Source organism: Streptomyces daliensis, from assembly GCF_054782395.1.
Genome location: NZ_BAAGSO010000034.1, coordinates 1 through 26,597, shown reverse-complemented (window position 1 = coordinate 26,597; position 26,597 = coordinate 1). Strand labels below are relative to the sequence as shown.

The following is a 26,597-nucleotide window of genomic DNA, read 5'->3' as shown; positions in this document are numbered from 1 at the left end:
TCAACTGGACGGTGCGCACCGCCTTGCGAGTTCTTCAGGGGCCTGGTCGAACGGGACTTGGTCCTGGTCGCCGGTGGCCATGTCGCGCAGCGTGACCGTTCCGGCGTCGCGTTCTGCTGCGCCGTAGATCACGCAGAAGCGCGCCCCTTGCTCATTAGCCCACTTCATCTGCTTGGCGAACTTCCCACTCGTACCGAGGTAGACACCTGTGCGAACGCCGGAGCGGCGGATCTCAGCCGCCAGCCGGAAGGTCTCGGAGGAAAAGTCCTGGTCCATGACGGTGACCGCGACATCCACCTGCGCGTAGCTGTCCGACTCGGCCTGCTGGAGCAGCGGCAGGATGCGCTCGATACCGAGGGAGCCGCCGCATGCGGACGCGTCCTTGCCGCCGAGTCGGCTGATAAGCGTGTCGTACCGGCCTCCGGAGGCGATGGACCCGGGCATACCGGGGGCCGTCACCTCGAAGATGATCCCCGTGTAGTAGTCGAGCCCACGTACCAGACTCGGGGTGAATACGGTGCGGTCCGCGGGGATCGCGCCCTTGGTGAGTGCCAGGAGCTGATCGACTTCTGCCAGGCCGACTTGGCCTGTCTCACTGGACTTCAGACGTGCCCGGATGCGTTCAACGCAATCCTGTGAAGTCAGGTCCTCCACAAGCCCTTCAGCCATCCCGGACGCCAGTCCACGGCTGGCCACCAGTTCGCTGACGACTGCGTCCGGAGTCAGCTTGTCGAGCTTGTCCAGCGTGATGAGCGCGCCCGCTCCGAGATCCTCCGGAACTTCGTATGCCTCCAGCAAACCGAACAGGGCGTGCCGGGAGTTGATCAGGAATCGGAATTCCGGGACGCGAAGGGCATCCAAGGCATCGTGCAGGGCAAGCACGATCTCAGCGTCGGAGAGCGGTGAGGACGAACCCACGATGTCCAGGTCGCACTGTACGAACTCGCGAAACCGTCCCTTGCCGGGCCGGTCGGCGCGCCACACGGGGGCGATCGCGTACCTCTTGTACGGGGAGGGGAGCTGGCTGCCGTACGCCGCTGCCGCACGGGCCAACGGCACTGTGAGGTCGTAGCGGAGGGCTAGATCAGCTTCGCCCGTGGCCTCATGCTCACCACGACGAAGAATCTTGAAGATGAGCTTGTCACCTTCGTCGCCGTACTTGCCAGTAAGGACGTCCAGCCGCTCAAACGCTGGCGTCTGGAGCGGCTGGAAGCCGTAGCGAGCGAACACGCTACGGATCGTCGCGAACGCACGCTCACGCGTTTCGTACTCAGCGGCAAGGAAATCACGCGTCCCGGATGCGGGCTCAAACTGCTTCAACGAGGCCATGTGGTCATACTCCCGGAAGCCAGTTGCCGAGAGCAAAACACTTCATTAGCGACAAGGCTGTACGGCAGCGCACGGGCGATGCGGCACGCGCACGGGCGGCTGGAGAGTGTTGGGCCGGTGGCCTGCCCTGTCGGGTCCGGCAGGCGCTGGGAGCCTTACGCTGATTTCGCAACTCGGGCTGGCTGCTGCATGCCCGCATCTTGGCCCCATCGACCCCAGGGCTTGCCCGACGAGGGGCCCGGGCCGGGGAGGTGGATCAAGGCTCGGAAGCCATCCGTCCCAACCACGGCCTTACCGACCTCCGGCTCGCCGCCTCCTCACTGCTCACGGGCCTGCGGGCGCCCTCGCTCACGCGACTGGGGGCGTGGGGTGCGGTTGAAGCCGAGGGCTTCGGTGAGGCGGCGGAACGTGGTGTAGGTGATGCCTCGGGCGCGGGCCTCGGTTTCGAACTGGTCGAGTTGGCGGAGCACGGTGTCCGGGGCAAGGTCCTGTTCGGGCAGGGCGCCGAGCCAACTGGCCTTGTTGCGTTCGTAGCCGATCTCGGAGTAGCCGCAGATTTCCCGGCTGAGCGCTTCCACCTCGTCCAGGCTGCTGATGGACAGAGTCGCCCGGGCGAACTGGTTCCGAGTCAAAGCGTGGTCGAGATCGGCCTGGTAGATGGTGGGCGCCTTCGTCGGTGAGGGCCACGGGCAGTCCCGCGTCGTGCACCTCGCACAGCCCACGGGCTCCCCGCGCGCTGGCGGCGACCGCGTCGCCCCCTCCACCTGCTGTCAGCGATCAAGCGCGTCACCCGTGTCAGCGTACGGAGTATGCGCCGCTCCCAGCGGGTCGGCGACCGGAAGGCTGCCGGTGATCTCTGGCAGGACTCGCACGGCCTGGTCTTCACCACGAAGTACGGCACCCCGATCGAGCCGGGGAACCTGACGCGCATGTTCGCGCTCCGGGCTCGCCGGGCCGGTCTCCGCGTGATCCCACTGCGGAACACCCGGCACACCACCAGCGCGCTCCTGGTCGTGCTCAAGGTCCACCCGAAGGTGGCACAGCGCATCCTGCGGCATTCGCAGATCGCAATGACCATGGACGTCTACGCGGACGCGGACGACTCAGAGGTCCGGGACGCGCTCCGGCAGCTCTCGGAAGCGCTCCGGGGCGAATCAGCCGCGTAAGGCCCCGTTGCTGTACTTCGCTGCTGTACGCCCCCAACGCAAGAGGGCCCCGGGATAACCCGGGGCCCTCTGAGCTGCTGCGCGCTCGGCAGGATTCGAACCTGCAACCTTCTGATCCGTAGTCAGATGCTCTATCCGTTAAGCTACGAGCGCTTGCTTTCCGGCGTTTTCTTGCCGGTGCGGCGTTGCGGGAACAACATTACATGACCGGTGGCCAGAGGCGAAATCCGATTCCCGCACCCGCCCTGACCTGCGGAAACGGTCGGATCCACGACTCTGGAGCGATCTTGTCGACGGGCCGCTCGCGCCGCGCGCGGAGGCAGGTGCGAAGCCCGCGCACGCGAAAAAGCCCCGGCCGTCGAGGCCGGGGCTTTCGGTGATCCTGGGGATCAGAGTGCGGAGGCTCCGGGATTTGAACCCGGGATGGGGGGTCACCCCAAACCGCATTAGCAGTGCGGCGCCATAGACCAGACTAGGCGAAGCCTCCAGACACAGCCGCCCTGGAAAGCCAGGCGGTGTGTGCTGATGATGGCACAGCCCGTGGGGCTGCCTCCAATCGGCCCCCACGGTACCCGGTCGCATGTCCCCTGGGCAAAGCGGTAGCCGCGATACCGCCACCCCCGCCGGCGGAGGGCCGACGGGGCGGCCGGGCGGTTCCACGGAAGGGGGCGGCGCGTCGAGTTGCGCAACGCCACGCGCCGCCGAGCGTTAGTGGGGACAAGGGGCGCCCCCGCGTCCCGGTGGACGGATGGGACGGACGACGCGACCGCCGCCCGGCACGTCATCCGGCTCAGACCCGGCAGAGAAAAGAGAACGGGAGCAGACATGCCGCGCCGCTTCGGACCCGCCATCGCCCTCGCTTCGGCGGCCCTCGTCACCGGCGGCCTGGTCGCCCCGGCCGCCGCCACCCCCGGCAGCGACGGCCCCGCCGCCCGCACCGCGCCGCCCGCCAAGGCCGACCACCTCAACTTCACCGTCAAGGACAGCGGGAACTCCGCGATGGACGGCACGTACAGCCTGGAGTGCGGTCCGACGGGCGGGGATCATCCGAACGCCCAGGGGGCCTGTGACGCGCTGGCGGCGGCGAGCGACCGGGGGGCGAATCCGTTCGAGCCGGTCGCCCCCGACACCAAGTGCACGATGATCTACGGCGGGCCCGCCTCGGCCCACATCGTGGGCACCTGGCGCGGTCGGGAGATCGACGCGCGCTTCTCGCGCGGCAACGGCTGCGAGATCCGGCGCTGGGACGCGCTCGTACCCGCGCTTCCGAAAACGCGCTGACGGCAGAGACGACGGAAGGCGGATGCTCCGCCTCCGTCCCGCATCCCGGCCACCCCTCTGACCTGCCCTCCCCCCGGGGACGCGTTCGCAGTCACCCGTTAGCACCAGTTATCGCGAGGAAGGCGACAAGGCTCCCAAGCCCGTTGAGTACGACAAGCGCGCGGCCCCCGTCGAACCGAGCGGAAGCCGGGCGGGGGCCGGGCCGGAGGCGGTGGAGGCCATCGTCCCGCCGTGCGCGGGTCGTTGGGGGAACGTCGGGGGGACGGGTGAGGGTTTACCGCTTCCTCCCGCACATCCGTCGCCGCGCGCACAACCGCTGCCCGTAGACTCCCCCTAGTGACACGCCCGGGGTGAGCGGCAGACTGGCAGTCGTGACCGGACCGGCAGGACCGGGCGAGGGTCACCGGCACCGTGGGTTACAGGGAGGAAACGTCGTCGTGAGCAGCAGGCCATCCCGAGGCACTGCTCGCCTCGCCGCCATACTCGACGCGCTGCCCGATGCGTTGCTCTTGGTGAACTGCAACGGCACGGTGGTGAACGCGAACACCATCGCGCTGGAGACCTTCGAGACTCCGGGCACCGCCTTGGTGGGTCGCGGGCTGCTCGATCTGCTCCCCGAGTTCGACTCGAAGCGGATTCCGGGTTCGATGCGCAGGCCGAACGAGGCCGCGGAGATCCAGGAGCGTCAGAAGCCGACCAGGATGGTCGCGCGGCGCACCGATGGCGCGGAGTTCCCGGTCGAGGTGACCAGCGCGAACCTGGAGGACGGGCGCACCCCGTACGCCTCCGCCTTCGAGGCCGCCTTCGCCGACCACGGACTCGGCCGCGGCGGCGCGGCCGGCAACACGTACACCGGCGACGAGCTGCTGATGCTCGTCGTCCGCGATCTCACCGGCACCCTGGACACCGAGGCCGAGCTGGCACGGCAGCAGCGGCAGACCGAGATGATCCTGCGCGCCGCCTCCGAGGGCGTCGTCGGCGTGGACACGGAGGGCCGCGTCGTCCTCGTCAACCCGGCGGCAGCGCAGTTGCTCGGGCACCGCGCCACCGACCTGGGCGGCCAGGAACTGCACCCGCTGGTGCACCACTCGCGCGCCGACGGCACGCCGCTCCCGTACGAGGAGACCCCGCTCAGCGACACCCTGAAGTCAGGGCGCAAGCACCGGGTGCGGGTCGGTCAGGTGCTGTGGACGAAGGACGGGCGCCCGGTGCCCGTCGACATGACGACGGCGCCGGTGCGGGACGGCGAGCAGCTCGTCGGCGCGGTGCTGACGTTCGCCGACCGGCGCGCCTACGAGGCGCTCTCGGGCCGCCACGAGCAGCTCCTCGCCGTGCTGGACACCGCGCTGCGCGGGCCGCTCGACCAGTTGCGCGACGAGCTGACGGGCCTGGCCGCCGACCCCGCGGGGAACCTGTGGCCCGAGGCCAACCAGATCCTGCACCACCTGGCAGCGGGCTACGCGCGCATGACGACGCTCGTCGACAACGTGCTCGGCTACCAGCGGCTCGACGCGGGCCGCGAGAAGCTGCGGGTGGAGAAGGTCTCGCTGGACGCCGTGGTGGCCAGCGGGGTCGAGGGCGCGGTGGAACTGATCGGGCCCGGCAGGGCGCAGTTCGCCGTGCACGCGCCGCCCATCGAGGCCGAGGTCGATCCGGAACGGCTCGCGACGGCCCTGGCGCATCTGGTGGCCGACGTCGCGGGCGTGGACGCGACGGGCAACGCGCCGGTCGCCGCAGCGCCCGGTGTCGATCCGACGATCGTCGTCGCGGCTGCGAAGCGCGGGAACGTCGTACGGATCGAGGTACGCGGCCCGTTCGGGGGCGGCAACCCCGTGCACGAGCCGATCGTGCGGGGCATCGTCGCGCGGCACGGCGGCGTGCTCCAGACGCACCAGGTGCCGGGCGCGGCGGGCGGCAGCGCGTATGTGCTGGAAGTTCCGGTGGCCGCCGGGGGCGGCTCGGGCGGACGCGGCGGCGCGGGCGGCGGTGCGGGCGGCGGTGCGGGCGGCACGGGCGGTTCCGGGCACACCGGGGGCTCGGGCGGCACGAACGGTACGGGCCGTACGAACGGCGCCGGGGGCACGGGGACCACGCCGACGGGCGGTTCCGGCGCGGACGCCGCGGGCGACGGCACCGGACAGGTCCCTGCGGCGGCCGGTGGCGGCGCGGGCGGCCCGGGCGGCGAGATCCCCCGGCCGCGCGACAGCGAGACGACGGTCATGCCGGTCCCGGCCCAGCCCGTACGGGGCACCGAGGACCAGGCCACGGGCGGCACGACGCACGAGGCGACCGGCATGGGCGGCGCCTGGACGACGAGCGGTCAGCAGGCGGGCACCGGCCAGCACGCGAGCGGGGAGCACGCGGGCGCGGCGGCGCAGCAGCAGAGCGGCAGCGGCGGTGGACGGCAGGCGCTCGTCGACCCGCGCACGGGCATGGCCGTGGGCGGCACGGGCGGTGGCACGTCGACGGATGTCGTCGACGTACCGGAGCCCGGTGCGGAGACGGGCGGGGGAGCGGGCGCCGAGGTCGCGGCCGAGCCCCGTCCCACGGGGCGCAGGCGCGGGCGGCCCAGCCCCGCCGAGGAGCGGCACGACCAGGCGGCGGCGGGCGAGGCGGGCGCGCGGGGCGGCGCGCTGGCGCTGCCCGCGGGGCCGAGCGGCGGGACGGCCGTCCCGGGGCCGCTGGACGAGGGCGACGTCTCCCACGGCGGCGCGCCCGGCACCGTGCCCGGCACCGCGATGGAGCAGTACCAGGGGGCGGGCCAGGGTTCGGGCCGCAGGGCGCGCCGCGCGCTCTCCGCTCCGGAGGACGGCGGCCAGGTCCCGGATGCCGAAGGACCGGGCACGATGCTGCCCGAGCAGGCCCAGCCGGGCACGGGACGCCGTGGCCGTCGGGCGCCGGAGGGCCAGGAGAGCGGCGCCGAGGGCGCGCTGCCCGCGCTCGGCCCCGGCGGCCAGGGCGACGACGGCAGCGGTGGCAGCGGAAGCGGCAGCGTCGAGCAGAGCGCGGGCGGTGGCCGCAGGGCGCGGCGGCTCGCGCGGGCGAGGGAGCGCGCGGAGGCCGCCGCGCGGGGCGAGACCGGGTACGAGGGCCAGGAAGGCGGCCAGCAGGGCCCGCAGAACGCGCCGTTCGCGATGCCGCCCGCGCAGCCGACGCCGCAGAGCGCTGCGCAGGGCCCGGTGCGGGAGCCCCAGGAGCAGCACGGGCCCTTCGCGCTGCCGCCCTCGCCCAGCGCGCCGGGCGACTCGACCTCCGCGTACCCCGCAGGGCCCCTCCCCCAGCGGGACCCGCGGCAGCAGCCGTCACGACCCGAGCTGTCCCCCGCCCCCGCCCCCGGAACCGGAACCGGAACCGGAACCGAGCCCGGGCCGGCGCCCGTGCAGGAGACCGGCGCGCAGGGCAGCGGCGGCGGCGAGGCGCAGTCCGCCGACCACTCCGTCGTCGCGGCGAGCCCGATCCTGGGCGGCGGCCCGCTGCCGCAGGAGCCCGAACGCCCGTCGCGGCAGGGCACCGGCGGCACCGGCGGCGGTGGCGAGGCGGGCGCGTACGAGACGGGCCAGGGCCCGTGCGTGCGGACGCTCGGCCAGGGCGTGCCCTTCGCGCAGCGGATAGCGGCCGAACAAGCAGGTCAGGCAGGTCAGGCGGGGCAAGCAGGCCAGGCGGGACAGGCCGGGCAGCCGGGTCAGCGGGCGCAGCAGCCGCAGGGTGGTGCCCGCGCGCTGCCGCCCGCGCCCGCGCCTGCCATACCGTCGACACCGTCCACTCCGGCCCAGCAGGCCGGTTCGGGCCGCCGCCGCAAGCTGGCGACGCCCCCGGACGACGGCGCCCAGCAGCCGCCAGGACCCATGCCGGGCCCGATGCCGCAGCCCCAGCCGCAACCTCAACCGCAGCCCCAGCCGCACCCCCACTCCCAGCAGGCGCAGGCGCCCGCGCGCGAGTTCGTCATAGGGGCTCCGGACGCGGGCGCGGCCGAGGGACCCGAGCCGCTCGACGGGCCTGACAGCCCTGTCGAGGTGTCCGAAGGGCGTGGGCTGGCCGTGCCGCCGCGGCCCGTCGACGACGAGTTGCCCCCGGAGCCGCTGGACAACCCGCGCCGCCTGCTCGTGTGGCCGGAGCCGGACGTCTCCACCCAGCAGGCGCTGTCGGACCGCGGCTACCGCCCCGTCATCGTGCACTCGCGCGAGGAGGTCGACGCGCAGATCGCGGCCTACCCTGCCGCCCTCTTCGTCGACCCGCTCACAGGGCCGATCACGCGGACCGCGCTCCAGTCGCTGCGGACGGCGGCGGTGGCGGCCGAGGTCCCGGTGCTGGTCACGGCCGGTCTGGGCCAGGCGACCCGCGAGGCCGCCTACGGCGCCGACCCCGCCGTGCTGCTCAAGGCACTCGCGCCGCGCGACAGCGAGCAGCACCCGCCACGCGTGCTGCTCGTGGAGGAGCACCAGGCGATCGCGAGCGCGCTGACCGCGTCACTGGAGCGGCGCGGCATGCAGGTCGCGCACGCGCCGACCGACGCCGACGCGGTGCCGGTCGCGGCGCAGATCCGGCCGAATCTGGTCGTGATGGACCTGATGCAGATACGGCGCCGTCGCGCGGGGATCATCGACTGGCTCCGGGTGAACGGGCTGCTGAACCGCACCCCGTTCGTCGTCTACACCTCCGCCGACATGGATCCAGCGGAACTGCCCCGGCTCGCCTCGGGAGAAACGGTGCTGTTCCTCGCGGAGCGCTCGACGAGCACGGAGGTCCAGTCGCGCATCGTGGACCTCCTCACGAAGATCGGCGCGAACTGACCCGTCGCGCCACCCGCCTCAGCGAAGCCGCCCCGGCTCAGGAGGGCAGCGAGGTGAGGCGGCGGGCCGCCGTGCGGACGGACTCGCGCAGCCGCTCCGTGTCGTCGTCCGCGCCTCCGACGAGGAAGCGCCGCATCTGCGGCACCGCCGTGGGCCACACGACCAGGGAGATCAGCAGGAAGACCAGATCGCGGGCCGGGATCGTCGAGCCGATGACGCCCCTGCGCTGCGCCTCGGCGAACGCCTCCACCTTGCGCCCGTAGTGCGCCTCGCGCTCCTTCTCGCGAGGGATGCCGGAGGTGCCGTACTCCAGGCCCTCCCACAGCATGAGCCGGGCCAGTTCGGGGTGGGCCGCGTGGTAGTCGAGGAGGCGGTCGATCCAGCCGCCCGGGTCCTCGGCGTCGACGGGGATGTCCGCCGCCAGCTCGATGAGACGGTGCTCCAGGACCAGCGCGAACAGCTCTGACTTGTTGCCGAAGTAGGCGTAGATGAGCTGCTTGTTCGCGCGCGCCTCGCGGGCGATCCGGTCGATGCGGGCGCCTGCGATGCCGTAAGCGGCGAACTCCGCTGTGGCCGCGGCGAAGATGCGCGCCTTGGTCGCCTCGGGGTCCCGGGTTCCTGTCATGCGGGCAGCATAGCCGCACAACCAACTATTTGGTTGACAGCGCGGCGTGTCCCCTGGAAATGTTTCAACCAACAGGTTGGTTGATCACCTTGGCCAGCCGAGAGAAGGGACCGCATGCCGCCCTCGTCCACCACCCGCACGCCGACGGACAGCTCCGCCTCCATATCCGCCGGCGCGCGGCCCCAAGCACCCGTACGCGACACACGCGTACCGCCAGCCCTGCTGCTCGCCGTCATCGCGGTCTGCACCGCGGTGACCGTCGCCAACATCTATCTCGCGGCCCCGCTCCTCGGCCTCATCGCCGAGGGCTTCGGCGTGCGGGCCTCGGCGCTCGGCTGGGTGGCGGCCCTCGGACAGCTCGGCTACGCGGCCGGGCTGCTCCTCTTCGCGCCGCTCGGCGACACGGCCGACCGCCGCCGCCTCGTCGCCGCGCTCGCGCTCGCCGCGGGCGTCGCCATGACGTGCGCGGGCCTCGCGCCGGGGCTGCCCGTGCTCGGCCTCACCGTCTTCGTCGCCTCGGCCGTCACCGTCGTGCCCCAGCTCCTCGTACCGCTCGTCGCCGAGCGCGCCCCCGCCGAACGGCGCGGGCGGCACCTCGGCGCGATCGTCGCCGGGCTGTTCACCGGGATCGTCGCGGCGCGGGTGCTGGGCGCGATGGCCGGGGACGTGTTCGGCTGGCGCGCCGTGTTCATCGGCTCCGCCGTGCTGACCGTGCTCGTCAGCCTCGGCACGGCCGCGCTGCTGCCCGCCGACGTACGGCCCCGTCGCGCGGACGGGAACCCCGGACGCGGCGGTGCGGCGAACCCGCTGCGGGGGATGGCCCGCACGGCGCGCACCTTCGCCGGGTCGGCCGAGCTGCGGCGCGCGTGCGCGCGCCAGAGCGGGCTGTTCGGCGCGTGGAGCGCGCTGTGGACCTCGCTGGCGCTGCTGCTGACGGGCGCGCCGTACCACCTCTCGACGGGAAGCGCCGGGCTGTTCGGCCTCTTCGGCCTCTCGGCCACCGCCATCGCGCCCCTCTCGGGCGGCCTGGTCGACCGCTTCGGCGCGCGGCGCGTCGTCAACACGGCCTATGTGCTCGCCGCCGTCGCGCTGCCGCTCTTCTGGCTGGGCGGACAGCGGATGTGGGCGCTGTGCGCCGCGGCGCTGCTCGTGCACGCCGGACTGGTCGCGGGGCAGGTCGCCAACCAGATGCGCGCGCTGAGCTCGACGGACTCGCCCTCGGCGGCCAACACCGGCTACATCGTCGTGGCCTTCATCAGCGCGGCAGCCGCCTCCGCGCTCGCGGGCCCGGCCTTCACCCACTTCGGCTGGACGGGCGTGTGCGCTGTCGCCCTGTGCTGGCTCGTGCTCGGGTACGTGGGCGGCGCGGGGCGCGACGGCGGCCGGGGCCGCCGGGGTGCGGTGGCCGCGTCGGGCGGCGTCACCCGGTAGAGGCCAGGGCCCGGTAAAGGAGTGGGGGCCCGGTAAAGGGGTGGGGGCCCGGTTCCGGAACCGGGCCCGCCCCCGCCGTCAAGAACGTCGCGTCACCGTGCCGGGCGTGCCGGACCGCCGCCGGAGGCGGTGACGTGGGTGACGTCCAGATCGCCCGACGCGTACTGGCTCCTGAGCACCTTCTTGTCGAACTTGCCCACGCTCGTCTTCGGCACCGACTCGATCAGCGCCCAGCGCTCGGGAAGCTGCCAGCGCGCGACGCGCTCGCCGAGGAAGGCCCGCAGATCCTCGTACGTCACGTCCCCTGCGTCCTCCTTGAGGACGACGGTCGCCAGCGGGCGCTCCCCCCACTTGTCGTCCGGCACCGCGACGACGGCCGCCTCCGCCACCGCCTCGTGTGCCATGAGCGCGTTCTCCAGCTCGACGGAGGAGATCCACTCGCCGCCCGACTTGATGACGTCCTTGGCGCGGTCGGTCAGCGTCAGATAGCCGTCCGCCGTGATCACGCCGACGTCGCCCGTACGCAGCCAGCCGTCCGGGCTGAACTTGTCCTCGGGGCGCACCGGTTCCGCACCCGCGCCCCCGAAGTACGCTCCGGCGATCCACGGCCCGCGCACCTCCAGCTCGCCCGGCGACTCCCCGTCGTGCGGCGCGAAGCCGCCGTCGGGCGCCGCCAGCCGCGCTTCGACGGACGCGGGGAAGCGGCCCTGGCTGACGCGGTACGGCCACTCCTCCTCGGGAGTGAGCCCGCCCGGCGGGTGGGAGACGGTGCCCAGCGGGGACGTCTCGGTCATCCCCCAGGCGTGGCACACCTCCACCCCGTGCTCCTCCTCGAACGCGCGCATCATCGCCTCCGGGCAGGCGGAGCCGCCGATGGTGACCGTCTTCAGGGAGGAGATGTCGCGCGGCTTGTCCGCGAGTTCGGCCAGCAGGCCCTGCCAGATGGTGGGGACGGCGGCGGCGTGCGTCGGCCGCTCCGCCTCGATCATCTCGGCGAGCGGGCCCGGCTGGAGAAAGCGGTCGGGCATCAGCATGCCCACCCCGGTCATGAACGTGGCGTGCGGCAGGCCCCACGCGTTGACATGGAACATCGGCACCACGGGGAGCGTCGTGTCCGCGTCCGTCAGGCCCATCGACTGCGTCATGTTGACCTGCATGGCGTGCAGATAGATGGAACGGTGCGAATAGACCACGCCCTTGGGCTCGCCCGTCGTCCCGGACGTGTAGCACATGGCAGCGGCGTCCCGCTCGTCCAGCTCGGGCCACTCGTACGTGGCGGGACGCCCGGCGAGCAGCGCCTCGTACTCGTGCACGGCCGGACGGCACCCCTCCAGCAGCGAGGTGTCGCCCGGCCCGACCACGACGATGTGCTCGACGGGCTCCAGGCGCGGCAGCAGCGGGGCGAGCAGCGGAAGCAGTGAGCCGTTGACGAGGATCACGCGGTCGGCCGCGTGGTTCACGATCCACACCAACTGCTCGGCCGGGAGCCGCAGGTTGAGGGTGTGCAGCACCGCGCCCATGGAGGGGACGGCGAAGTACGCCTCGACGTGCTCGGCGTTGTTCCACATGAGGGTTCCGACGCGGTCGTCGCGGGCTACGCCGAGTTCGTCGCGCAGCGCGTGCGCGAGCTGGGCCGCGCGGTCGCCGATCTCGGCGAACGTGCGCCGGTGCGGGCCCGGGGCGCCTTCGCCGGTCCAGGTCGTGACCTGCGAGCGGCCGTGGACCGTCGAGCCGTGGCGCAGGATGCGCGAGATGGTCAGCGGTACGTCCTGCATCGTGCTCAGCACCGGGGCCTCCCGAGGTTGCGGATGCGGAGGGCTCGTTACTGATGCGTAACGAGCCCATCTGCCGGAAGCCTGCCACCGACCGCCCGGTATGTCACGGGGTTGACACCCCCTGAACGTCCCCTCTTGAACCACCCTCCCCTTACGGGGCCTCAGCACGGACCGGTTCCCCGGAGGGCTCTCGCACAGAACGTGCGGGGCCACAAAACCAGCGAAGAAGAGCTCGCAGCCGAATTCAGCGTGACCCGGCCTACCGTGCGGGCTGTACTCGCCGCGCTGCGGGCATCGGGTGCGATCTCGCGTGGTGACGGGCCGCGGGGCGTTCGTAGGCGACCCCAAGATCACCGCACTCCGCCGCGAGCGGGATGTCGCGTGGGACATGGCCAAGCGGGAAGCGGACCGCGCGACCGCGGCCGAGGAGACCCTACGCCGCGTGCTCGACCACGCTGGCTCCCGGTAGAGGGACACCCCTGACATCGCGGCCCGCATACGCAGCACACTGGAACCGTAGACAGCAACGCCCCCGTACGCCTCGGCCGGACAGGGGCGTTTTGCCGTTAGCGCGGTTACGCCGCGACGACCAGCTCGCGCACCCGCTCGTTGAAGTCGGCGACCAGACGGTGTGTCCCGAAAGGCCGCATCCTCCTCTGGAGATCCTGCACGGCCTCGACAGCTCGCGACGACTTGACCTGCTTGGCCAGCGACAACGTGCGCATGCCCGCCGCGTACGCCGATTCCAAGTCGTCCCGTTGCAGGTGGGAGACGGACAAGGCCGCTTGTGACATTGCCCCGCGTCGGGCCCGGCGCTGCTTCTTGGCGTGGTCGATGGAGCGGCGCGCGTGCTCCTCCGCCGCCGCAGAGTCGCCCAGGTCCCGGAAGGTGTTCGCGTGTTCGCCGTGCAGGTACGCGGGGTCGATGAACTCGGCCCATGCCTGCTCGCCGCCCTCGCGCACGGACTCGAACGCCTTCTCGGACTGCGCGACGGCATGGGCGGCGGCGACCTTCTCGCCGAGCAGCGCGAGCGCCCGCGCCTCCAGACACCACAGGTCCGCCAGACAGGCCGGGGACTGCGCCCGCGAGAGGCCATGGCGCCCTGCTTGAGCCAGCCGTCGCCCCTCGGCAGGGTCACCGAACAACGTCGCTTGATCCGCCATGCCCGCGAGCACGTGCGCGCCAAGCGCCGGGTTGTGCGACTCCTCGGCGAGCCTGAGCGACTGGATCAAGTACCGCTGTGCCTTGCCCTGCTTGCCCGCGTCATAAGACATCCAGCCCAGCAGGTACGTCTGTTCGGCCGCGGCCCCACACAGCGCCCGCCGCACCTCTTCAGTGTGGGTCCGGCGCAACAGCGGATAGACGTGCTGCGTCAGATATTCGGCCAGCACCAGCCGACCGGACCCGCCGCCCTGGAAGATGTCCACCTGCTGGAAGGTCTCGAACATGTTCTTCACGGCGGTCACGTCTTCTAGCCGCACGCGTGGGCCCGGTTCCGGCTCCTGGTCAAGGGTGTTCATCAGCCAGTCACGCGAGGGCCCCACACCGGCAACGGCCGCGAACGGTGCGGCTGAAAGGAACTTGCGTCGGTCCACGTCAGCTCTCCCCAAGTCTGCGACAACGTCCACGGTAGCGGCGTATGAGGAGTTGTACACGAGAGCCGCATCGGCTCCACCGCTCTCACCGAGCCCGAGATCGTACGTTGTGACCCGGAATCCGAAATGGTCCGAGAAGACGGCCGCGATGATGTCGGGAAGCGGTGTCCGCGGGCGCTCACCCTGGAGCCAGAATCGAACACGCGTTGTGCCTGGCGAGATGTGCGGCTGCCCCCACTGGATGGCCTTGGATTTCACCTGTCGCGCTAGTTCCCCGCGGCTCATCCGGGAGCGTTCCAACCACTGTTCGAGCTTGTCGTTTGGCGCCCTCATGCTCACAACCTTCTGCGACGGGGGGTAGTGGAAACGACACCCTTCGACACCCCCTCGACGGTACCCCGAGACTCGTCACGAGTGTTGCCTAGTAAATGAACCGAACCATTCCCGGGGAGGCAGCAGATGACGGACGAGACTCGGGGTACTCCTCCGAACTCACAAGCGGGCAAGGCACCTCGGGAAGACGCGGGCACCGCCCCCTTACCTCAACGCACGCAGAGCGCAACCATCCCCCACCGCGAGGCAACCGTCGCTTGGTTTCGCACCCCTGACACCACGACGGACGCGGAACCTGCTCCGCCACGCGCGAGTAAGGCGGCCCGCATGAACTCCCCCCTCAAACACAAGAGGCAGTTTCCACGAAAGCCCTCGTCGGTAGGCCAGGCACGGAGATTCGTGCGCGCCGCCATCGTCGGCGAAGTCCGTACCGACCGCGCCGACGACATCCTCGTATGCGTCTCCGAACTCGCAACGAACGCGATCAAGCACGGCAGCCCAGCCGGACGCGATTTCCGCGTCCGGGTCGCCGTTGAGGGCGACACGCTGCGCGTCGAGGTGCACGACGCGGGCGACGGACGACCGGAGCTGCGTAAGGCCACCGAGTACGACGACGACGGCCGCGGCCTGTTTCTCGTCGCGAGCTTCGCCGACGACTGGGGAGTATCGAGGCGCACCGGCCCAGGGAAAGTGGTATGGGCCGAGTTCATGCTCACCAAGGGCCCGGCGGCGGTCCCATGCTGACGCCCAAGCCCGTCACCATCCGTGCGGTACCGGCTCCCGGCTTCATCGCGGGGTGTACCGCGTCAATGTGGATCGAGTCCCACTCGCCCGCAGGCCGGGTTGCCTTCCTGCTGATCGGCCATGCCCCCGCCCGACGGCCCGGAGAGACGCCCGAGAACATCGAGGCCGGTCTCTTGGGCATGGTCGACGCCCTCGACCTACGCCCACCGGCCGAGCATCTACCCGATACCGGCTCCCGCCTCGTCATGACCGGCGACGTGATCACCTTCGATTACGGCCACCCCAGCTTCACGCTGTGTCTCCCTCCCACTGGTCGCGCGTGGCGCTCCCACCTGGCCGACGACGGCCCTGTGTGCGTCCTGGTCGGCCTCGACCCAGTCCCGCCGGGCGCTGGACCGGACGCGATAAACGCCTACGTCTCCCGAACAATCGCCACGGGGCGCGTGCGCATGGGCGTCACGCGGCTCCGCAAAGGGCCGTACCGCACGTCATAAGCGGCGTGTGCGGCTGTCTCGTCCCAACCCAAGGGGAGAAGTGTGACCACCTACCCGGTATCGCCGAACACTGTCCTTGCCAACGCGCTCTCACACGCTCAGGACGTATTGACGCCCCGCATCCTCGACGCCGCGCCCGAGCGGATCGTGTTCGTGGTAGGGACGCAGATCAACGGCGCGCCGCACATCGGCACGTCGCTCGTTCAGTCCCTCACCTTCGTCGCTGCGGCACGGTTGCGCGAGAAGTTCGGCGTACCGGTCGAGGTTCAGTTCGCCGCCCTCGACAACGCCCCGTACACGATCGTCACGGACTCCCCGACCGGGCACCGCTACATGCGCACCTACGCGCACGCGCTCGGCGCTCAAGCCATCGCCGAGCAGATCGACGCCCTGTACCGGCCGTTCTTCGCCGCTCTCTCCGAGCGCCTGGCCGTGCCGTACGCCGTCGAGACGTACACGCAGCAGCAGGCCGCCGAGCACTACCGCCGCACGTGGCTGCGCGTCCTGCCCCGCATGGGCGCCGCCCGCTGGTGGCTCGCCCCTTCGGCGGGCGTAGCCCACCTCCGCGTGCCTTGCCCGGAACATGGCTGCGGGTGGTCCGAGAAGTACGCCCAGCGCACTCGCGTAACAGACAGCAGTCTCGACCTCGCCACCGTCACAGCCGAGTGCCTGCACCATGGCGAGTACGAGGTCACCATCGCCCCGGACAGCGGCGGATACCTCGACCTCGCCACCCTGTACCGCAACCTCGTGAAAGAGCTCGCGCTCTCCGACACGCACGGCGGCACACTGTCCGTGATGGTCAAGGGCGGCGACTGGGTGTTCGGCTCGCACCTCGTCGACGGCGCCCTGCATGCCGTCGGCCTCACACCTCGGCAGCTTCCCGCCCGGCTGTTCTGCCCGCAGATCGTCACGGACACGGGCGCGAAGCTGTCCAAGTCCCTCATCCGGGAGGGCCGGGAACCCTTGCCGGACGGTGCCGCGCCCTGGATGCTCGACACCCGGGAGTGGCCCGGGACGACGGCCGACTACGTCGAGCACCTGCTCGCCATGACCGACGTCGTACTTTCAGACCCCCGGCACTTCTTCCGTTCGTACTCAGCCAGCGAGATCGGCCGCATGATGACCGCACCAGCAGCGAGGAGCGCCCCCGCCCCATGACCGGAACCGCGGCTCGTGTACACGAGCTCAACCTCTATCGGCGGTATTTCGACCTCGTCGCCGCAGGCAAGAAGTCCACCGAGGTACGGGTCAAGTACCCGCACCTGGCCGACCTCACCGCAGGCGACGTGATCCGGTTCCGGATCAAGGGCACCGAGGAAACCATCAGCGTTCGAGTGACCCGCGTCAACGAGTACCCGACGTTCGAGGCCCTGCTCGACGGCGAGGGCTCGGCGAACGTCAATCCGGAGTCCTCACGCGAGGAACAGCTCGCGAACATCCGAGGCATCTACGGTCCCGAGAAGGAAGCGCTCGGCGCCCTCGCGATCGGTATCGAGCTCATCGACTCGTGAGCATGACGGGCCCGCTGGACGGCGCCCAGAACTAGTCAGCGCCCCCAGCGGTCAACCGCTGAGGGCGCTGCTTGGGCGTTGTTGCAGGTCACACCGCGAGTGTTTGAGCCATGCTGTTCCACATGAGAGTTCCGACGCGGTCGTCGCGGGCGCCCCAGACTGTCCCCTTTTGAACCACCCTCCCCTCGCGGGGCCTCAGCACGGACCGGTTCCCCGGCGGGCTCCCGCACAGAACGTGCGGAGTCACAAAAACCAGCGCGGGACCCTACGGCAGCCCCTTCACGGGCCAACCGTCCCGCGCAACACCCCCGTGAAGCGGGAACCCGCCGTTTCCTTCCGCACCCCGCGAAGGGGACGTCAGGCCGCCGTCAGGTGGTCATCGGCGAGGGTGTCGGAGGCCAGTTGGGGGTCCTCGCGGAGCTTCGCCAGTGCGCGCGACACCGCGCTCTTCACCGTCCCCACGGACACACCGAGCACCGCCGCCGTCTGCACCTCGCTCAGATCCTCGTAATAGCGCAGCACCACCATCGCCCGCTGCCGAGCGGGAAGCTTCAGCACAGCGCGCCACATCGCATCCCGCAGCGCCTGCTGTTCCGCCGGGTCGGGTCCGGGCAGCGGTTCGGGCTCGGGCAGTTCCTCGCAGGAGAACTCGTCGACCCTGCGCTTGCGCCACTGCGACGTACGCGTGTTGAGCAGCGCGCGCCGCACATAGCCGTCCAGCGCGCGGTGGTCCGCTATCCGCTCCCACGCCAGGTACGTCTTGGTGAGCGCGGTCTGGAGCAGGTCTTCCGCGTCGCGCGGGTCGGCCGTGAGCGAGCGGGCGGTGCGCAGCAGCACCGGCCCGCGCGCCCGCACGTACGACGTGAACGTCAGAGGCGTCACGGTCGAAGAGGTGGTCCGGGCGGTCCGGACAGTCCCAGGCGTGGTCATGGCCCAACGCTAGAAGCGGGGGCGCCCTCCGGGGATCGCCCGGAGGTCCCGATGGCGCCTCCGCCTCTGGGCGTACGGCGGCCTCCGCCTACACCTCCTGAAGGTGGAGACCGTACGGCTCAGGCATCAGGGTGCCTCAGGGATCACCCCTGCCCCGGCTCGCCCGGCCCCGCCCCCGCCTCACTCCACGATGGCCACCGGCGCGTCGACGAGGTTGCGGTCGATGTGCAGCGTCCGGCCACCGTGCTTGCGCTTCACGTTGCCCTCGAACTGGTGGATGCGACGGTGCGGCTGCCACGCCTCACGGTTCATCTTGGGCTCGCCGTCCACCGAAGGCGGCACGTTCCAGCGCGCGAACCACATGGCCGCGGGCAGGTCGCCGTGCCCGGCGGCGCGGGCCTGTTCGAGGTGGGCGATCCCGGAGTTCCCGCTGCTGTAGAAGCCGGGCAGATAGCCCGCGCCGCTCACCGCGCGGTTCCATCCCTTGATGAAGCGCAGGGTGGTGTCGGCGCAGCGCGTGTTGCCCCGGTCGTACGCCTCCATGTCGAGGTAGAGCGCGCTGCGGGGCTTCATCCCGAGGGCCTGGGCCTTGCTGACCGCGTCCTGGCCCTCCTTCGCACCGCGCGCGTAGGGCTCGTGGTGGCTCATGGCCGCCTTGCGCTTGTGCTTGGAGCCGACGCAGGGGGCCTGTGAGCCGACGTACGTCGGGATGAGGTTCCAGCCCATGCGGCTGACCTGCTCCACCCATGCCCGGGTGAGGTTCGGCTGCGAGCAGCCCCGGCCGTGGCCGCCGAAGTAGATGCCGACGGCGCGGTACGGGGAGGACTGCCGCCAGGCGTTCATGGTCGCGGCCGAGGGCGCCTGGCAGGTGTCGAAGCCCTGGCCCTCGAAGACGCGGGCACCCATGGCGCGGGGGTCGCCGGTCGTGCCCTGGGTGGCTGGGCGGTGCGCTCTGCCCAGCGCGGCGTCGGCCGCGTCCGTACGGGCGACGCTCCCCGCGGCGGTTCCGGCGCCGTTGCGGGGCGCGGTGAGGCCGTCGGCGGCCGGTCCGGTTCCCTGGCCCTGACCCGGCACGCCCTGGCTCTGCCCCTGACCCGGTACACCTTGGCCCTGGTCCTGGCCGGGCACGCCCTGGGGCTGGCCCAGACCCGGCATGCCGCCCTGCGACTGGCCCGGCAGGCCCGGGGGCCGGCCCGGCACCGGTCCGAGGCCCGTGGGCAGGCCCTGCCCGGCGGAACCCTGGGGCCCCGGTGAGGCTGCGGAACCCGGGGAGACCGCGGAACCCGGGGAGACCGGGGAGCCCTGGGCGCCCGGGTAGGAGCCGGTTACGGGATCCGGCCCCACGCCCTGGTCACCGTCGGACGGAGCGGCGACGGGAGCGGTGGACGCCGCCGGTGCGACTCCCGCGGCGAACAGCGAGGCAAGCGTCGCCACCAGGACAACCAACCGTCGGATGATGTGATTTTTCTGGCGCATAGGGCGAGTGAAGAAGCTGCCCCGCGCTCCGTGGCTCAGGCTCGCCCTGCGCCGCACCCGATTCAGCCGTCTGCCACGCCACGGCGCGCCCGAAGGCCGCGGAAGCCACCCGTACGGCGCAGTCCCGTACGGCACAGCCGCCACGCTCAGCCGCGTGGCACAGCCGCCACGCTCAGCCGTCCGCCGTGAGGACGAGCCCCGACGTCGGCACGCCCGTCCCCGCCGTGACCAGCGCGCGGCTCGCGCCCTCGACCTGGTTGACCGACGTGCCGCGGATCTGGCGCACCGCCTCGGCGATGCCGTTCATGCCGTGCAGATACGCCTCCCCCAGTTGCCCGCCGTGCGTGTTGAGCGGCAGCGCCCCCGCGGCGGTGAAGTCGGCGCCCTCGCCGGGCGCGCAGAAGCCGAACTCCTCCAGCTGCATCAGCACGAAGGGCGTGAAGTGGTCGTAGAGGATGCCCACGTCCATGTCGGCGGGCCCGAGCCCGCTGCCGCGCCAGAGCTGGCGGGCGACGACGCCCATCTCCGGGAGCCCGGTCAGCCCGTCGCGGTAGAAGCTGGTCATCTGCTCCTGCCGCCGCCCAGCGCCCTGTGCCGCCGCCGCGATCACGGCGGGCGCGGCGCGCAGGTCCCTGGCCCGCTCGGGCGTCGTGACGACGACGGCCTGGCCGCCGTCGGTCTCCTGGCAGCAGTCGAGCAGCCGCAGCGGTTCGACGATCCAGCGCGAGGCGGCGTGGTCGGCCAGGGTGATGGGCTTGCCGTGGAAGTAGGCGGCCGGGTTGGCTGCCGCGTAGCGGCGGTCCGTCACGGCCACGTGCCCGAACGCCTCCGGGGTCAGGCCGTACGTGTGGAGGTAGCGCTGGGCCGCCATCGCCACCCACGAGGCGGGGGTCAGCAGCCCGGACGGCAGGTTCCAGCCGAGCGCGGCGCCCTCGGCCGACGCCTCGCGGTGCTGGACGCCGGAGCCGAAGCGGCGGCCCGAGCGCTCGTTGAACGCGCGGTAGCAGACGACGACCTCGGCGACGCCAGAGGCGACGGCGAGCGCCGCCTGCTGGACGGTGGCGCAGGCCGCGCCGCCGCCGTAGTGGACCCGCGAGAAGAACGTCAGCTCGCCGATGCCCGCCGCCTGGGCGACCGTGATCTCGGGGCTGGTGTCCATGGTGAAGGTGACCATGCCGTCGACGTCGCCCGGCGCGAGTCCGGCGTCGTCGAGCGCCGCGTGTACGGCCTCGACGGCGAGCTTCAGCTCGCTGCGGCCCGAGTCCTTGGAGAACTCGGTGGCGCCGATGCCCGCGATCGCCGCGCGTCCGCCGAGGGTGTCCGGCGCGCTCCGGCTCATGCCGGGCTCACCGCCCCGTCGGCGCCAACACCGGCGAGGGTGACCGTGACGGTGCCCGTGACGTGGGGGCCGAGCCGGTTTCTGCCGGTGACCGCGATCTCGACGGTGCCGGTGCCTCCGGCTCCGCCGTCCATGCCGCCGTCCATGCCGCTGTTCACGCCGGTGACCTCGCCGGTCAGCTCCATCTCGTCGCCGGGGTAGTTGGGCACGCCGAGCCGGATGGCGACCTTGCGCAGCCGGGCGCGGGGGCCCGCCCACTCGGTGACGTAGCGGCCGACCAGCCCGTTCGTCGTGAGGATGTTCATGAAGATGTCCGGCGAGCCCTTCTCGCGCGCGGCCTCGGCGTCGTGGTGCACGTCCTGGAAGTCCCGCGAGGCGACGGCCCCGGAGACGATCAGGGTGCGGGTGACGGGGATACGGAGCGGAGGCAGCGCGTCGCCTACGCGTATGCGTACGCGGGGCGGGTGCTGGTTCCGGTGCTGGTTCCGGCGCTGGTTCTGATGCGTCACATGTCCTCCGTAACGGGCTCCGCCGCGATCGTCCGGCCCAGTTCGGCGAGCAGTTCCGGGGGCGACCCGAGATACGCGTCGAGCTGCCGCCCCCACAGGAAGTGCCGGTGCACGGGGTGTTCGACGTCGGCGCCGACGCCCCCGTGCAGATGCTGGCCCGTGTGCACGACGCGCCGTCCCGCCTCGGCGGCCCACCACGCGGCGGTCAGCGCGTGCGTCTGTGCCGTCAGCCCCTCGTCCCTGCGCCAGGCGGCCTCGTAGGTGGTGAGCCGGATCGCCTCGACGTCCATGTACGCGTCGGCGGCCCGCAGTTGAACCGCCTGCTTCGTGGCGAGGGGGCGCCCGAACTGTTCGCGCTCCGAGACGTACGCGACGGCCCGCGCCAGCGAACCCGCGCAGACCCCGGCCTGGAGCGCGGCGAAGGCGGTACGGGCGAGGGCCAGCGCGTCGGCGTACGGGGAGAGCGAGGGAGGGGACGAACCCGGGGACGAACCCGGGTCGCGCGGCCCGAGGGGTTCGGCGGGGGAGTCCGCCAGGGTGAGGCGGCCGGCGCGCCAGGGCGCGGTCGTGTCGACGGGCTCGACGACGCCCGCGCCGCCGACGTCATCGATGCCGAGGAGGTACAGCCCTGTCCCGCCGCCCTCCGCAGCCGCCGGCACGAGGACGTGCGTGGCGTCCTGGAGCCACGGCACGAGGGGAACGACGCCGGTCAGCGTGCCGTCGGCGCCCGCCCGTACGCCCCCGGACGCGCCGCGCGGGAACGCGCCGGCGACGACCGCCGCTCCGGCACGGAGCGCGGGCAGCAGCCTGGCGCGCTGTGCGTCGCTGCCGTGCCGGGCGACCGGCAGCAGCCCGAAGGCGCAGCTCGCGGCGAAGGGGACCTGCGCCGTCGTCCGCCCCTGCTCCTCCAGCATCAGCGCGAGCCCGAGCAGCCCCGTCTCCTCGACGGCCTCCGGCAGCCCGGTGGCGCACAGGGCCTTCCACAGCTCCGTGTCCGTTCCCGTGCCCAGCGAGGCGAGCCGCTCGGGCGTCGAGAGCCCGGCGAAGATGTCGGCGGCCAGGTCGCGGGCCGCGCACTGTCCCTCCGACGGCGTGAAGTCCATCAGCCCTCCCCTTCCGCTTCCTCTTCCGCTTCCGCTTCCGCTTCCGCTTCCTCGCGGACCCGGAAGAAGGGGAGTTCCAGCTCCTTGTCGACGCGCCGGAACTCCAGCTCGGCCGCCATCCCGATCCGCACCTTGTCGTACGGCACCCCCGTCACCCCGCCGAGCACGCGCACCCCCTCGGCCAGCTCCACGAGGGCGACCGCGTACGGCGGGTCGAAGGCGGGGAAGGGCGGGTGGTGCATCACGACGTACGAGAAGACCGTGCCGCTGCCCGACGCCGCCACCGTCGACCAGTCCTGCGAGCCGCAGGCGTTGCAGCCGGGGAGCCAGGGGAAGCGGAGGGCCGCGCAGGCGTCGCAGCGCTGGATGAGGAGCTGGTGGCGGGCGACGCCCTCCCAGAAACCGGCGTTGTCCCGGTTCACGACCGGTCGCGGACGCCGCGCCTCCGCCCCTGTTCCGGTCTTTTTCTCCGGCTTCGCCGAAGTCCGCTGCGCCGGGGCGTACTTGAGGATGCGGAAGCGGTGGGTGCCCGCCGGTTCGCCGTCGGCGCGGATGTCCATGCGGGTCGTCACGAAGTAGCCGGTGCCGAGCTTGGTGGTCTTGCGGGGCGAGACGGACTCGATGACGGCGTCGAAGGTGACCTCCTCGCCGGGGCGCAGTGGCCGCGCGTACTCCTGCTCGCAGTCGGTCGCCACGACCGAGGTGCAGCCCGCCTCGTCGAGCGTACGCAGCAGTTCGTCGTACGGCCCTGACCGCCCCCCTTCCCCGGCGAGACCGGCCATCGTCCAGACCTGGAGCATGGTCGCGGGCGCCGACCCGTCGGGCGGTACGGGGTGGCCCGTCGCCTCGCACCAGTGCCGGATCATGGGCGCGTTGACGGGGTCCCCGCCCCGGCCGCCGACGGCCGCCGGGCTGCCCTCGTACGCGCGCAGCCGCGCGTACAGCGGGTCCGGCGGGTCCGCCGGGTCCGCCGGGTCCGGCGGGTCCGCCGGGTCCGCCGGGCCCTCGGCGGCGGTGCTCTCCGTCGCCGCACCCTCTGCGCGAGCGCTCACCGCTTCCCCCTCCGCATCCCGAGCCGCGCCGTCGCGACGATCTCGCGCTGGACCTCGCTGACGCCGCCGCCGAAGGTGTTGATCTGCGCGGCCCTGTTCATGCGCTCCAACTCTCCGTCGTCCAACGCCCCCGGCGACCCCGCCCGGATCAGCCCGGCGTCGCCCGCCACCTCCTGGCACAGGGCGTAGACGGCGACGGTGCTCTCCGTGCCCGCGAACTTCACGCCGCTCGCGTCGCCGGGGCGCAGCGTGCCCGCACCCAGGTCGCCGACGAGCCGCCAGTTGAGCAGCCGCGTCGCGGCGAGCCGCGCGTGTGCCTCGGCCAGCCGCGCCTGGACCCACGGCTCGTGCACCGCGCCCGTCTCCCGCGCGTGGGCCACCGTGCGCGCGTAGTGGTCCTCGGCCTGCATGCCGAGTGCGGCGAGGGCGACGCGCTCGTGGTTGAGCTGGTTGGTGATGAGGCTCCAGCCCTGGTTCTCCTCGCCGACGAGGTGGTCGGCGGGGACGTGTACGCCGTCGTAGTACGTCGCCGTCGTCGTCAGCCCGCCCACGGTCTCGATCGGGGTCCAGGAGAAGCCGGGCGCGTCCGTGGGCACGAGGATCAGCGAGATCCCCTCGTGCTTCGGCGCCGAGGGATCGGTGCGGCAGGCGAGCCAGATCCAGTCCGCGTGCTGTGCGTTGCTGGTGAAGACCTTGCCGCCGTCGATGCGCCAGCCGCCGCCGTCGCCGCTGCCATCGCCGTCGTCCACGCGGACTGCGCGCGTGCGCAGCGAGGCGAGGTCGGTGCCCGCGCCTGGCTCGGTGTAGCCGATCGCGAAGACCGCGTCGCCGCTGAGGATGCGGGGCAGGAAGCGGGCCTTCTGCTCCTCGGTCCCGTACCGCATGAGCGTCGGCCCGACGGTGTTGAGCGTGACCATGGAGACGGGGGCGCCCGCGCGGTGCGCCTCGTCGAAGAAGACGAACTGCTCGTCGGCGCCGCGCCCTTGGCCCCCGTACTCCCGCGGCCAGCCGATGCCCAGCAGCCCGTCGGCGCCGATGCGGCGCAGGAGGCGCCGCTGGAGATCCGGGTCACCGGGGAGCGCGGCGCGGACGTCCGGCGGTAGTAGCTCGCGGAAGTAGGAGCGCAGCCGTGCGCGCAGGCCCGACTGCCGCTCGGTGGGAGCGAGATGCATTTTCTGACTGTCCGTCAGATTGTTGTGCGCTGTCAATACGCGGGATCACGGGGGCAACCGGGGCCGGGGGCGGAGCGGGACCGGCCGGGGGCGGGGCCAGGGTCCGGGCACACACGAGTGCGCGCCCGCGCCTGGTCCGTACGTTCCGCACGTACGGGCCATGACGCGGGCGCGCGACCTCAACCCTGCCCCATGAACGCCTGGCCCCTAGGAGGAGCCACTAGTCAGCCGTTGCCTGGCTCACCACCACACATTCGTGAAGGTGACGTTGGTGCTGGTGTTGTCCTGGTCGACGACGTTGCCGTTGCCGTTGACATTGGCGTTGTTGGCCTGGTTCGTGTTGGCGCCGTTGCCCTGCGCACCCTGGGTGTTGGCGATCGAGTTCGATCCGTTGCCCGCGATCGAGCCGGTGTCGGCAGTTGCCGCTCCCGCGGCCCCGCTCATGAGGGCGAAGGCCAGCGGCACAGAAGCAGCAGCGGCAACGAAGCGGGCGGTACGGATGCGTGCCATGTTCATTCCTCCGGAACCATTAAGTCCTGTGGTCTGCAAGGCAGTTGGCCATCCGCCTCGCAGTCTCGCTACGACGTCGCGGAACCAGAGTTGCCCACCGAACCCCCGGCGAACCAGCACGAGACGGCGGTTTCGCTCGCAAGCGTGACGATCTGTCGATAAACCCGCTCCACCACCCCAGACCCCCAGCTCACGCCCTTTCCGCGCCGCACGGGCCTTGCGGCGCAAGGGAGTAAGCGTTCCGGCAGATTTTCAGCCAAACTCATTTCTCCCGCCCCACGGCGCGTTCCGGCCGCCCTGGCCACTTCCGGATGCCGAACTTCCGTACGAAACTGCCCTTATGGGCACTCCCGTACTGGCCCACGCCCTCGCCGCGGCCTCCCGCGGCCTCGCCGTCATTCCCCTCTCGCGTGCCAAGCTGCCCGCGCTGCGCTCGCCGCACCGGGCGGACGGGCATGGCGCCCCTGCCGACGTCGGCGTCGATGACGGTGCTGGTTCCGGTGCTGGTGCTGGTGCTGGTTCCGGTGCTGGCGCGGGCGCGGGCTCGGAGGAACGGCGGTTTCCCTGCCAGGGCGAGTGCGGGCTGCCGGGGCACGGCGTGCACGACGCCAGCACCGACCCCGACACCATCCGCGCCCTGTTCGCCGCCGCGCCCTGGGCCACCGGCTACGGCATCGCGTGCGGGCGCCCGCCCCTGTACCTCATCGGCCTCGACCTCGACGTCAAGCACGGCACCGACCCCCTCGCGGCCCTGGACCGGCTGGCCGAGACCCACGGGTTCACCGTCCCGGAGACCACGACGGTGCTCACACCCAGCGGCGGCCGGCACCTGTGGCTGCGCGGCTCGGCCGGGGCCACGGTGCCGAACTCGGCGGGGCGCGTGGCGCCGGGCATCGACGTACGAGGGCTCGGCGGGTACCTCGTCGGGCCCGGCTCGGTGACGGTACGCGGGACGTACCGGCTGGCCCCCGGCTCCCTCACCCGGGCCCCCGCACCGGCACCGCCCGCGCTGCTGGCCCTCCTCGCTCCCCCGCCGCCCGCCGTGCGCCCGCCCCGCACCACGCACGACGTCGGCGACACGGCTCTGGTCCACTTCGTGCGTGGCGCCGCGGTGGGCCAGCGGAACGCGCGCCTCTTCTGGGCCGCCTGCCGCGCCTACGAATCGGGGCGCGGCGACGCGCTCTCGGCCGCCTTGACCGAGGCGGCCGTCGCGACGGGCCTGCCCGAACGTGAGGCCCTCGCGACGATCGCCTCCGCTTCACGCCGCGCGGCGCGGTTCACGTCGAGCCCGTGACGGGGCTCCGGGGTTCGGGGGCGGGAGCGGGGACGGGGACGGAGCTGACGCCAGAACCGGAGCCGGAGCCGGAGCCAGCGTCGGACCCCGTCACGGAACCGGAACCGGAACCGGAGCCGGAACCGGAGCCGGAGC

The 26,597-nt window shown here is 72.2% G+C and carries 22 protein-coding genes, 2 tRNA genes and 1 pseudogene; 10 read left to right on the top strand and 15 right to left on the bottom strand.

The window, feature by feature from the left end; translation table 11 throughout:
* Together hisS and ACYVOO_RS08130 are read right to left on the bottom strand one after the other, a co-directional pair.
* Complete coding sequence (gene hisS / locus ACYVOO_RS08135) at positions 1–1,329, bottom strand: histidine--tRNA ligase (protein WP_461014957.1); 1,329 nt, start codon at positions 1,327–1,329, stop codon at positions 1–3.
* 317 nt (positions 1,330–1,646) lie between these two features.
* A complete protein-coding gene (locus tag ACYVOO_RS08130) occupies positions 1,647–1,907 on the bottom strand; it encodes a hypothetical protein (protein WP_461014956.1) in 261 nt (86 codons plus the stop codon).
* A gap of 231 nt (positions 1,908–2,138) precedes the next feature.
* On the opposite strand from ACYVOO_RS08130, the pseudogene ACYVOO_RS08125 reads away from it, so the two are divergent.
* Positions 2,139–2,495 (top strand): annotated as a pseudogene (locus ACYVOO_RS08125) (tyrosine-type recombinase/integrase); the annotation flags it as partial.
* A gap of 80 nt (positions 2,496–2,575) precedes the next feature.
* Here the strand turns inward: ACYVOO_RS08125 and ACYVOO_RS08120 are convergent.
* Together ACYVOO_RS08120 and ACYVOO_RS08115 are read right to left on the bottom strand one after the other, a co-directional pair.
* Positions 2,576–2,648 (bottom strand) — tRNA-Arg (locus ACYVOO_RS08120).
* A 244-nt stretch (positions 2,649–2,892) separates the two neighbouring features.
* Positions 2,893–2,982, bottom strand: a tRNA-Ser gene (locus tag ACYVOO_RS08115).
* A 338-nt stretch (positions 2,983–3,320) separates the two neighbouring features.
* Here ACYVOO_RS08115 and ACYVOO_RS08110 point away from each other — a divergent pair.
* Both ACYVOO_RS08110 and ACYVOO_RS08105 read left to right on the top strand, forming a co-directional pair.
* Positions 3,321–3,776 (top strand): SSI family serine proteinase inhibitor, encoded by a 456-nt coding sequence (locus ACYVOO_RS08110; protein ID WP_461014955.1) that lies wholly within the window; start codon positions 3,321–3,323, stop codon positions 3,774–3,776.
* A gap of 437 nt (positions 3,777–4,213) precedes the next feature.
* Entirely contained in the window at positions 4,214–8,566 is a 4,353-nt protein-coding gene (locus tag ACYVOO_RS08105) for a PAS domain-containing protein (protein WP_461014954.1), read from the top strand.
* Positions 8,567–8,603: 37 nt separating this feature from the next.
* Here ACYVOO_RS08105 and ACYVOO_RS08100 read toward each other — a convergent pair whose 3' ends face one another.
* Positions 8,604–9,191: a TetR family transcriptional regulator gene (locus tag ACYVOO_RS08100; RefSeq protein WP_461014953.1), complete on the bottom strand. Its 588-nt coding sequence runs from the start codon at positions 9,189–9,191 to the stop codon at positions 8,604–8,606.
* A 114-nt stretch (positions 9,192–9,305) separates the two neighbouring features.
* On the opposite strand from ACYVOO_RS08100, the gene ACYVOO_RS08095 reads away from it, so the two are divergent.
* Positions 9,306–10,622 (top strand): MFS transporter, encoded by a 1,317-nt coding sequence (locus ACYVOO_RS08095; protein WP_461014952.1) that lies wholly within the window; start codon positions 9,306–9,308, stop codon positions 10,620–10,622.
* A 92-nt stretch (positions 10,623–10,714) separates the two neighbouring features.
* On the opposite strand, the gene ACYVOO_RS08090 is transcribed toward ACYVOO_RS08095, so the two are convergent.
* Entirely contained in the window at positions 10,715–12,409 is a 1,695-nt protein-coding gene (locus ACYVOO_RS08090; RefSeq protein ID WP_461014951.1) for a long-chain fatty acid--CoA ligase, read from the bottom strand.
* A gap of 189 nt (positions 12,410–12,598) precedes the next feature.
* Here ACYVOO_RS08090 and ACYVOO_RS08085 point away from each other — a divergent pair, with 189 nt between their 5' ends.
* Positions 12,599–12,880, top strand: coding sequence for a GntR family transcriptional regulator (locus ACYVOO_RS08085; RefSeq protein WP_461014950.1), 282 nt, complete (start codon positions 12,599–12,601; stop codon positions 12,878–12,880).
* A 92-nt stretch (positions 12,881–12,972) separates the two neighbouring features.
* On the opposite strand, the gene ACYVOO_RS08080 is transcribed toward ACYVOO_RS08085, so the two are convergent.
* Entirely contained in the window at positions 12,973–14,325 is a 1,353-nt protein-coding gene (locus ACYVOO_RS08080) for a transcriptional regulator (protein WP_461014949.1), read from the bottom strand.
* Positions 14,326–14,652: 327 nt separating this feature from the next.
* Between ACYVOO_RS08080 and ACYVOO_RS08075 the strand changes: the two genes are divergently transcribed.
* From ACYVOO_RS08075 to ACYVOO_RS08060, 4 genes are read left to right on the top strand one after another with little or no spacing between them, the layout of a single operon-like run.
* The gene (locus tag ACYVOO_RS08075) at positions 14,653–15,069 is read left to right on the top strand and encodes an ATP-binding protein (RefSeq protein ID WP_461014948.1); all 417 of its coding nucleotides are present in this window, start codon (positions 14,653–14,655) and stop codon (positions 15,067–15,069) included.
* Positions 15,063–15,563, top strand: a complete 501-nt coding sequence (locus tag ACYVOO_RS08070; protein WP_461014947.1) for a hypothetical protein — start codon at positions 15,063–15,065, stop codon at positions 15,561–15,563. Before ACYVOO_RS08075 ends, ACYVOO_RS08070 begins: the two co-directional genes overlap by 7 nt.
* A 42-nt stretch (positions 15,564–15,605) precedes the next feature.
* Positions 15,606–16,724, top strand: a complete 1,119-nt coding sequence (locus ACYVOO_RS08065; RefSeq protein ID WP_461014946.1) for a hypothetical protein — start codon at positions 15,606–15,608, stop codon at positions 16,722–16,724.
* Positions 16,721–17,077 (top strand): ASCH domain-containing protein, encoded by a 357-nt coding sequence (locus ACYVOO_RS08060; protein ID WP_461014945.1) that lies wholly within the window; start codon positions 16,721–16,723, stop codon positions 17,075–17,077. The genes ACYVOO_RS08065 and ACYVOO_RS08060 overlap by 4 nt, the downstream gene beginning before the upstream one ends.
* Before the next feature lie 357 nt (positions 17,078–17,434).
* Here the strand turns inward: ACYVOO_RS08060 and ACYVOO_RS08055 are convergent, their stop codons facing one another.
* The 8 genes from ACYVOO_RS08055 to ACYVOO_RS08020 form a co-directional block, all read right to left on the bottom strand.
* Complete coding sequence (locus ACYVOO_RS08055) at positions 17,435–18,007, bottom strand: SigE family RNA polymerase sigma factor (protein ID WP_461014944.1); 573 nt, start codon at positions 18,005–18,007, stop codon at positions 17,435–17,437.
* Between the two features lie 180 nt (positions 18,008–18,187).
* Positions 18,188–19,483, bottom strand: coding sequence for a DUF1906 domain-containing protein (locus tag ACYVOO_RS08050; RefSeq protein WP_461014943.1), 1,296 nt, complete (start codon positions 19,481–19,483; stop codon positions 18,188–18,190).
* A gap of 172 nt (positions 19,484–19,655) precedes the next feature.
* Complete coding sequence (locus ACYVOO_RS08045; RefSeq protein ID WP_461014942.1) at positions 19,656–20,822, bottom strand: lipid-transfer protein; 1,167 nt, start codon at positions 20,820–20,822, stop codon at positions 19,656–19,658.
* Positions 20,819–21,271 carry a MaoC family dehydratase gene (locus ACYVOO_RS08040; RefSeq protein WP_461015004.1) on the bottom strand — a complete coding sequence of 151 codons (453 nt, stop codon included), beginning with the start codon at positions 21,269–21,271 and terminating at the stop codon, positions 20,819–20,821. Before ACYVOO_RS08040 ends, ACYVOO_RS08045 begins: the two co-directional genes overlap by 4 nt.
* Positions 21,272–21,327: 56 nt before the next feature.
* The gene (locus tag ACYVOO_RS08035; protein ID WP_461014941.1) at positions 21,328–22,434 is read right to left on the bottom strand and encodes an acyl-CoA dehydrogenase family protein; all 1,107 of its coding nucleotides are present in this window, start codon (positions 22,432–22,434) and stop codon (positions 21,328–21,330) included.
* A complete protein-coding gene (locus ACYVOO_RS08030) occupies positions 22,434–23,486 on the bottom strand; it encodes a bifunctional MaoC family dehydratase N-terminal/OB-fold nucleic acid binding domain-containing protein (RefSeq protein ID WP_461014940.1) in 1,053 nt (350 codons plus the stop codon). Before ACYVOO_RS08030 ends, ACYVOO_RS08035 begins: the two co-directional genes overlap by 1 nt.
* On the bottom strand, positions 23,483–24,658 hold the full coding sequence (locus ACYVOO_RS08025) for an acyl-CoA dehydrogenase family protein (protein ID WP_461014939.1): 1,176 nt from the start codon (positions 24,656–24,658) through the stop codon (positions 23,483–23,485). The genes ACYVOO_RS08030 and ACYVOO_RS08025 overlap by 4 nt, the downstream gene beginning before the upstream one ends.
* A gap of 240 nt (positions 24,659–24,898) precedes the next feature.
* Positions 24,899–25,168, bottom strand: coding sequence for a hypothetical protein (locus tag ACYVOO_RS08020; RefSeq protein ID WP_453344369.1), 270 nt, complete (start codon positions 25,166–25,168; stop codon positions 24,899–24,901).
* A gap of 340 nt (positions 25,169–25,508) precedes the next feature.
* On the opposite strand from ACYVOO_RS08020, the gene ACYVOO_RS08015 reads away from it, so the two are divergent.
* Complete coding sequence (locus ACYVOO_RS08015) at positions 25,509–26,462, top strand: bifunctional DNA primase/polymerase (protein ID WP_461014938.1); 954 nt, start codon at positions 25,509–25,511, stop codon at positions 26,460–26,462.
* Positions 26,463–26,597 lie beyond the last annotated feature (135 nt).

Coding starts and splice junctions, on each gene's coding strand:
- hisS (WP_461014957.1), bottom strand. CDS start 1,329: ATGGCCTCGTTGAAGCAGTTTGAGCCCGCATCCGGGACGCGTGATTTC.
- ACYVOO_RS08110 (WP_461014955.1), top strand. CDS start 3,321: ATGCCGCGCCGCTTCGGACCCGCCATCGCCCTCGCTTCGGCGGCCCTC.
- ACYVOO_RS08100 (WP_461014953.1), bottom strand. CDS start 9,191: ATGACAGGAACCCGGGACCCCGAGGCGACCAAGGCGCGCATCTTCGCC.
- ACYVOO_RS08095 (WP_461014952.1), top strand. CDS start 9,306: ATGCCGCCCTCGTCCACCACCCGCACGCCGACGGACAGCTCCGCCTCC.
- ACYVOO_RS08080 (WP_461014949.1), bottom strand. CDS start 14,325: ATGAGGGCGCCAAACGACAAGCTCGAACAGTGGTTGGAACGCTCCCGG.
- ACYVOO_RS08075 (WP_461014948.1), top strand. CDS start 14,653: ATGAACTCCCCCCTCAAACACAAGAGGCAGTTTCCACGAAAGCCCTCG.
- ACYVOO_RS08070 (WP_461014947.1), top strand. CDS start 15,063: ATGCTGACGCCCAAGCCCGTCACCATCCGTGCGGTACCGGCTCCCGGC.
- ACYVOO_RS08060 (WP_461014945.1), top strand. CDS start 16,721: ATGACCGGAACCGCGGCTCGTGTACACGAGCTCAACCTCTATCGGCGG.
- ACYVOO_RS08055 (WP_461014944.1), bottom strand. CDS start 18,007: ATGACCACGCCTGGGACTGTCCGGACCGCCCGGACCACCTCTTCGACC.
- ACYVOO_RS08050 (WP_461014943.1), bottom strand. CDS start 19,483: ATGCGCCAGAAAAATCACATCATCCGACGGTTGGTTGTCCTGGTGGCG.
- ACYVOO_RS08045 (WP_461014942.1), bottom strand. CDS start 20,822: ATGAGCCGGAGCGCGCCGGACACCCTCGGCGGACGCGCGGCGATCGCG.
- ACYVOO_RS08035 (WP_461014941.1), bottom strand. CDS start 22,434: ATGGACTTCACGCCGTCGGAGGGACAGTGCGCGGCCCGCGACCTGGCC.
- ACYVOO_RS08025 (WP_461014939.1), bottom strand. CDS start 24,658: ATGCATCTCGCTCCCACCGAGCGGCAGTCGGGCCTGCGCGCACGGCTG.
- ACYVOO_RS08020 (WP_453344369.1), bottom strand. CDS start 25,168: ATGGCACGCATCCGTACCGCCCGCTTCGTTGCCGCTGCTGCTTCTGTG.
- ACYVOO_RS08015 (WP_461014938.1), top strand. CDS start 25,509: ATGGGCACTCCCGTACTGGCCCACGCCCTCGCCGCGGCCTCCCGCGGC.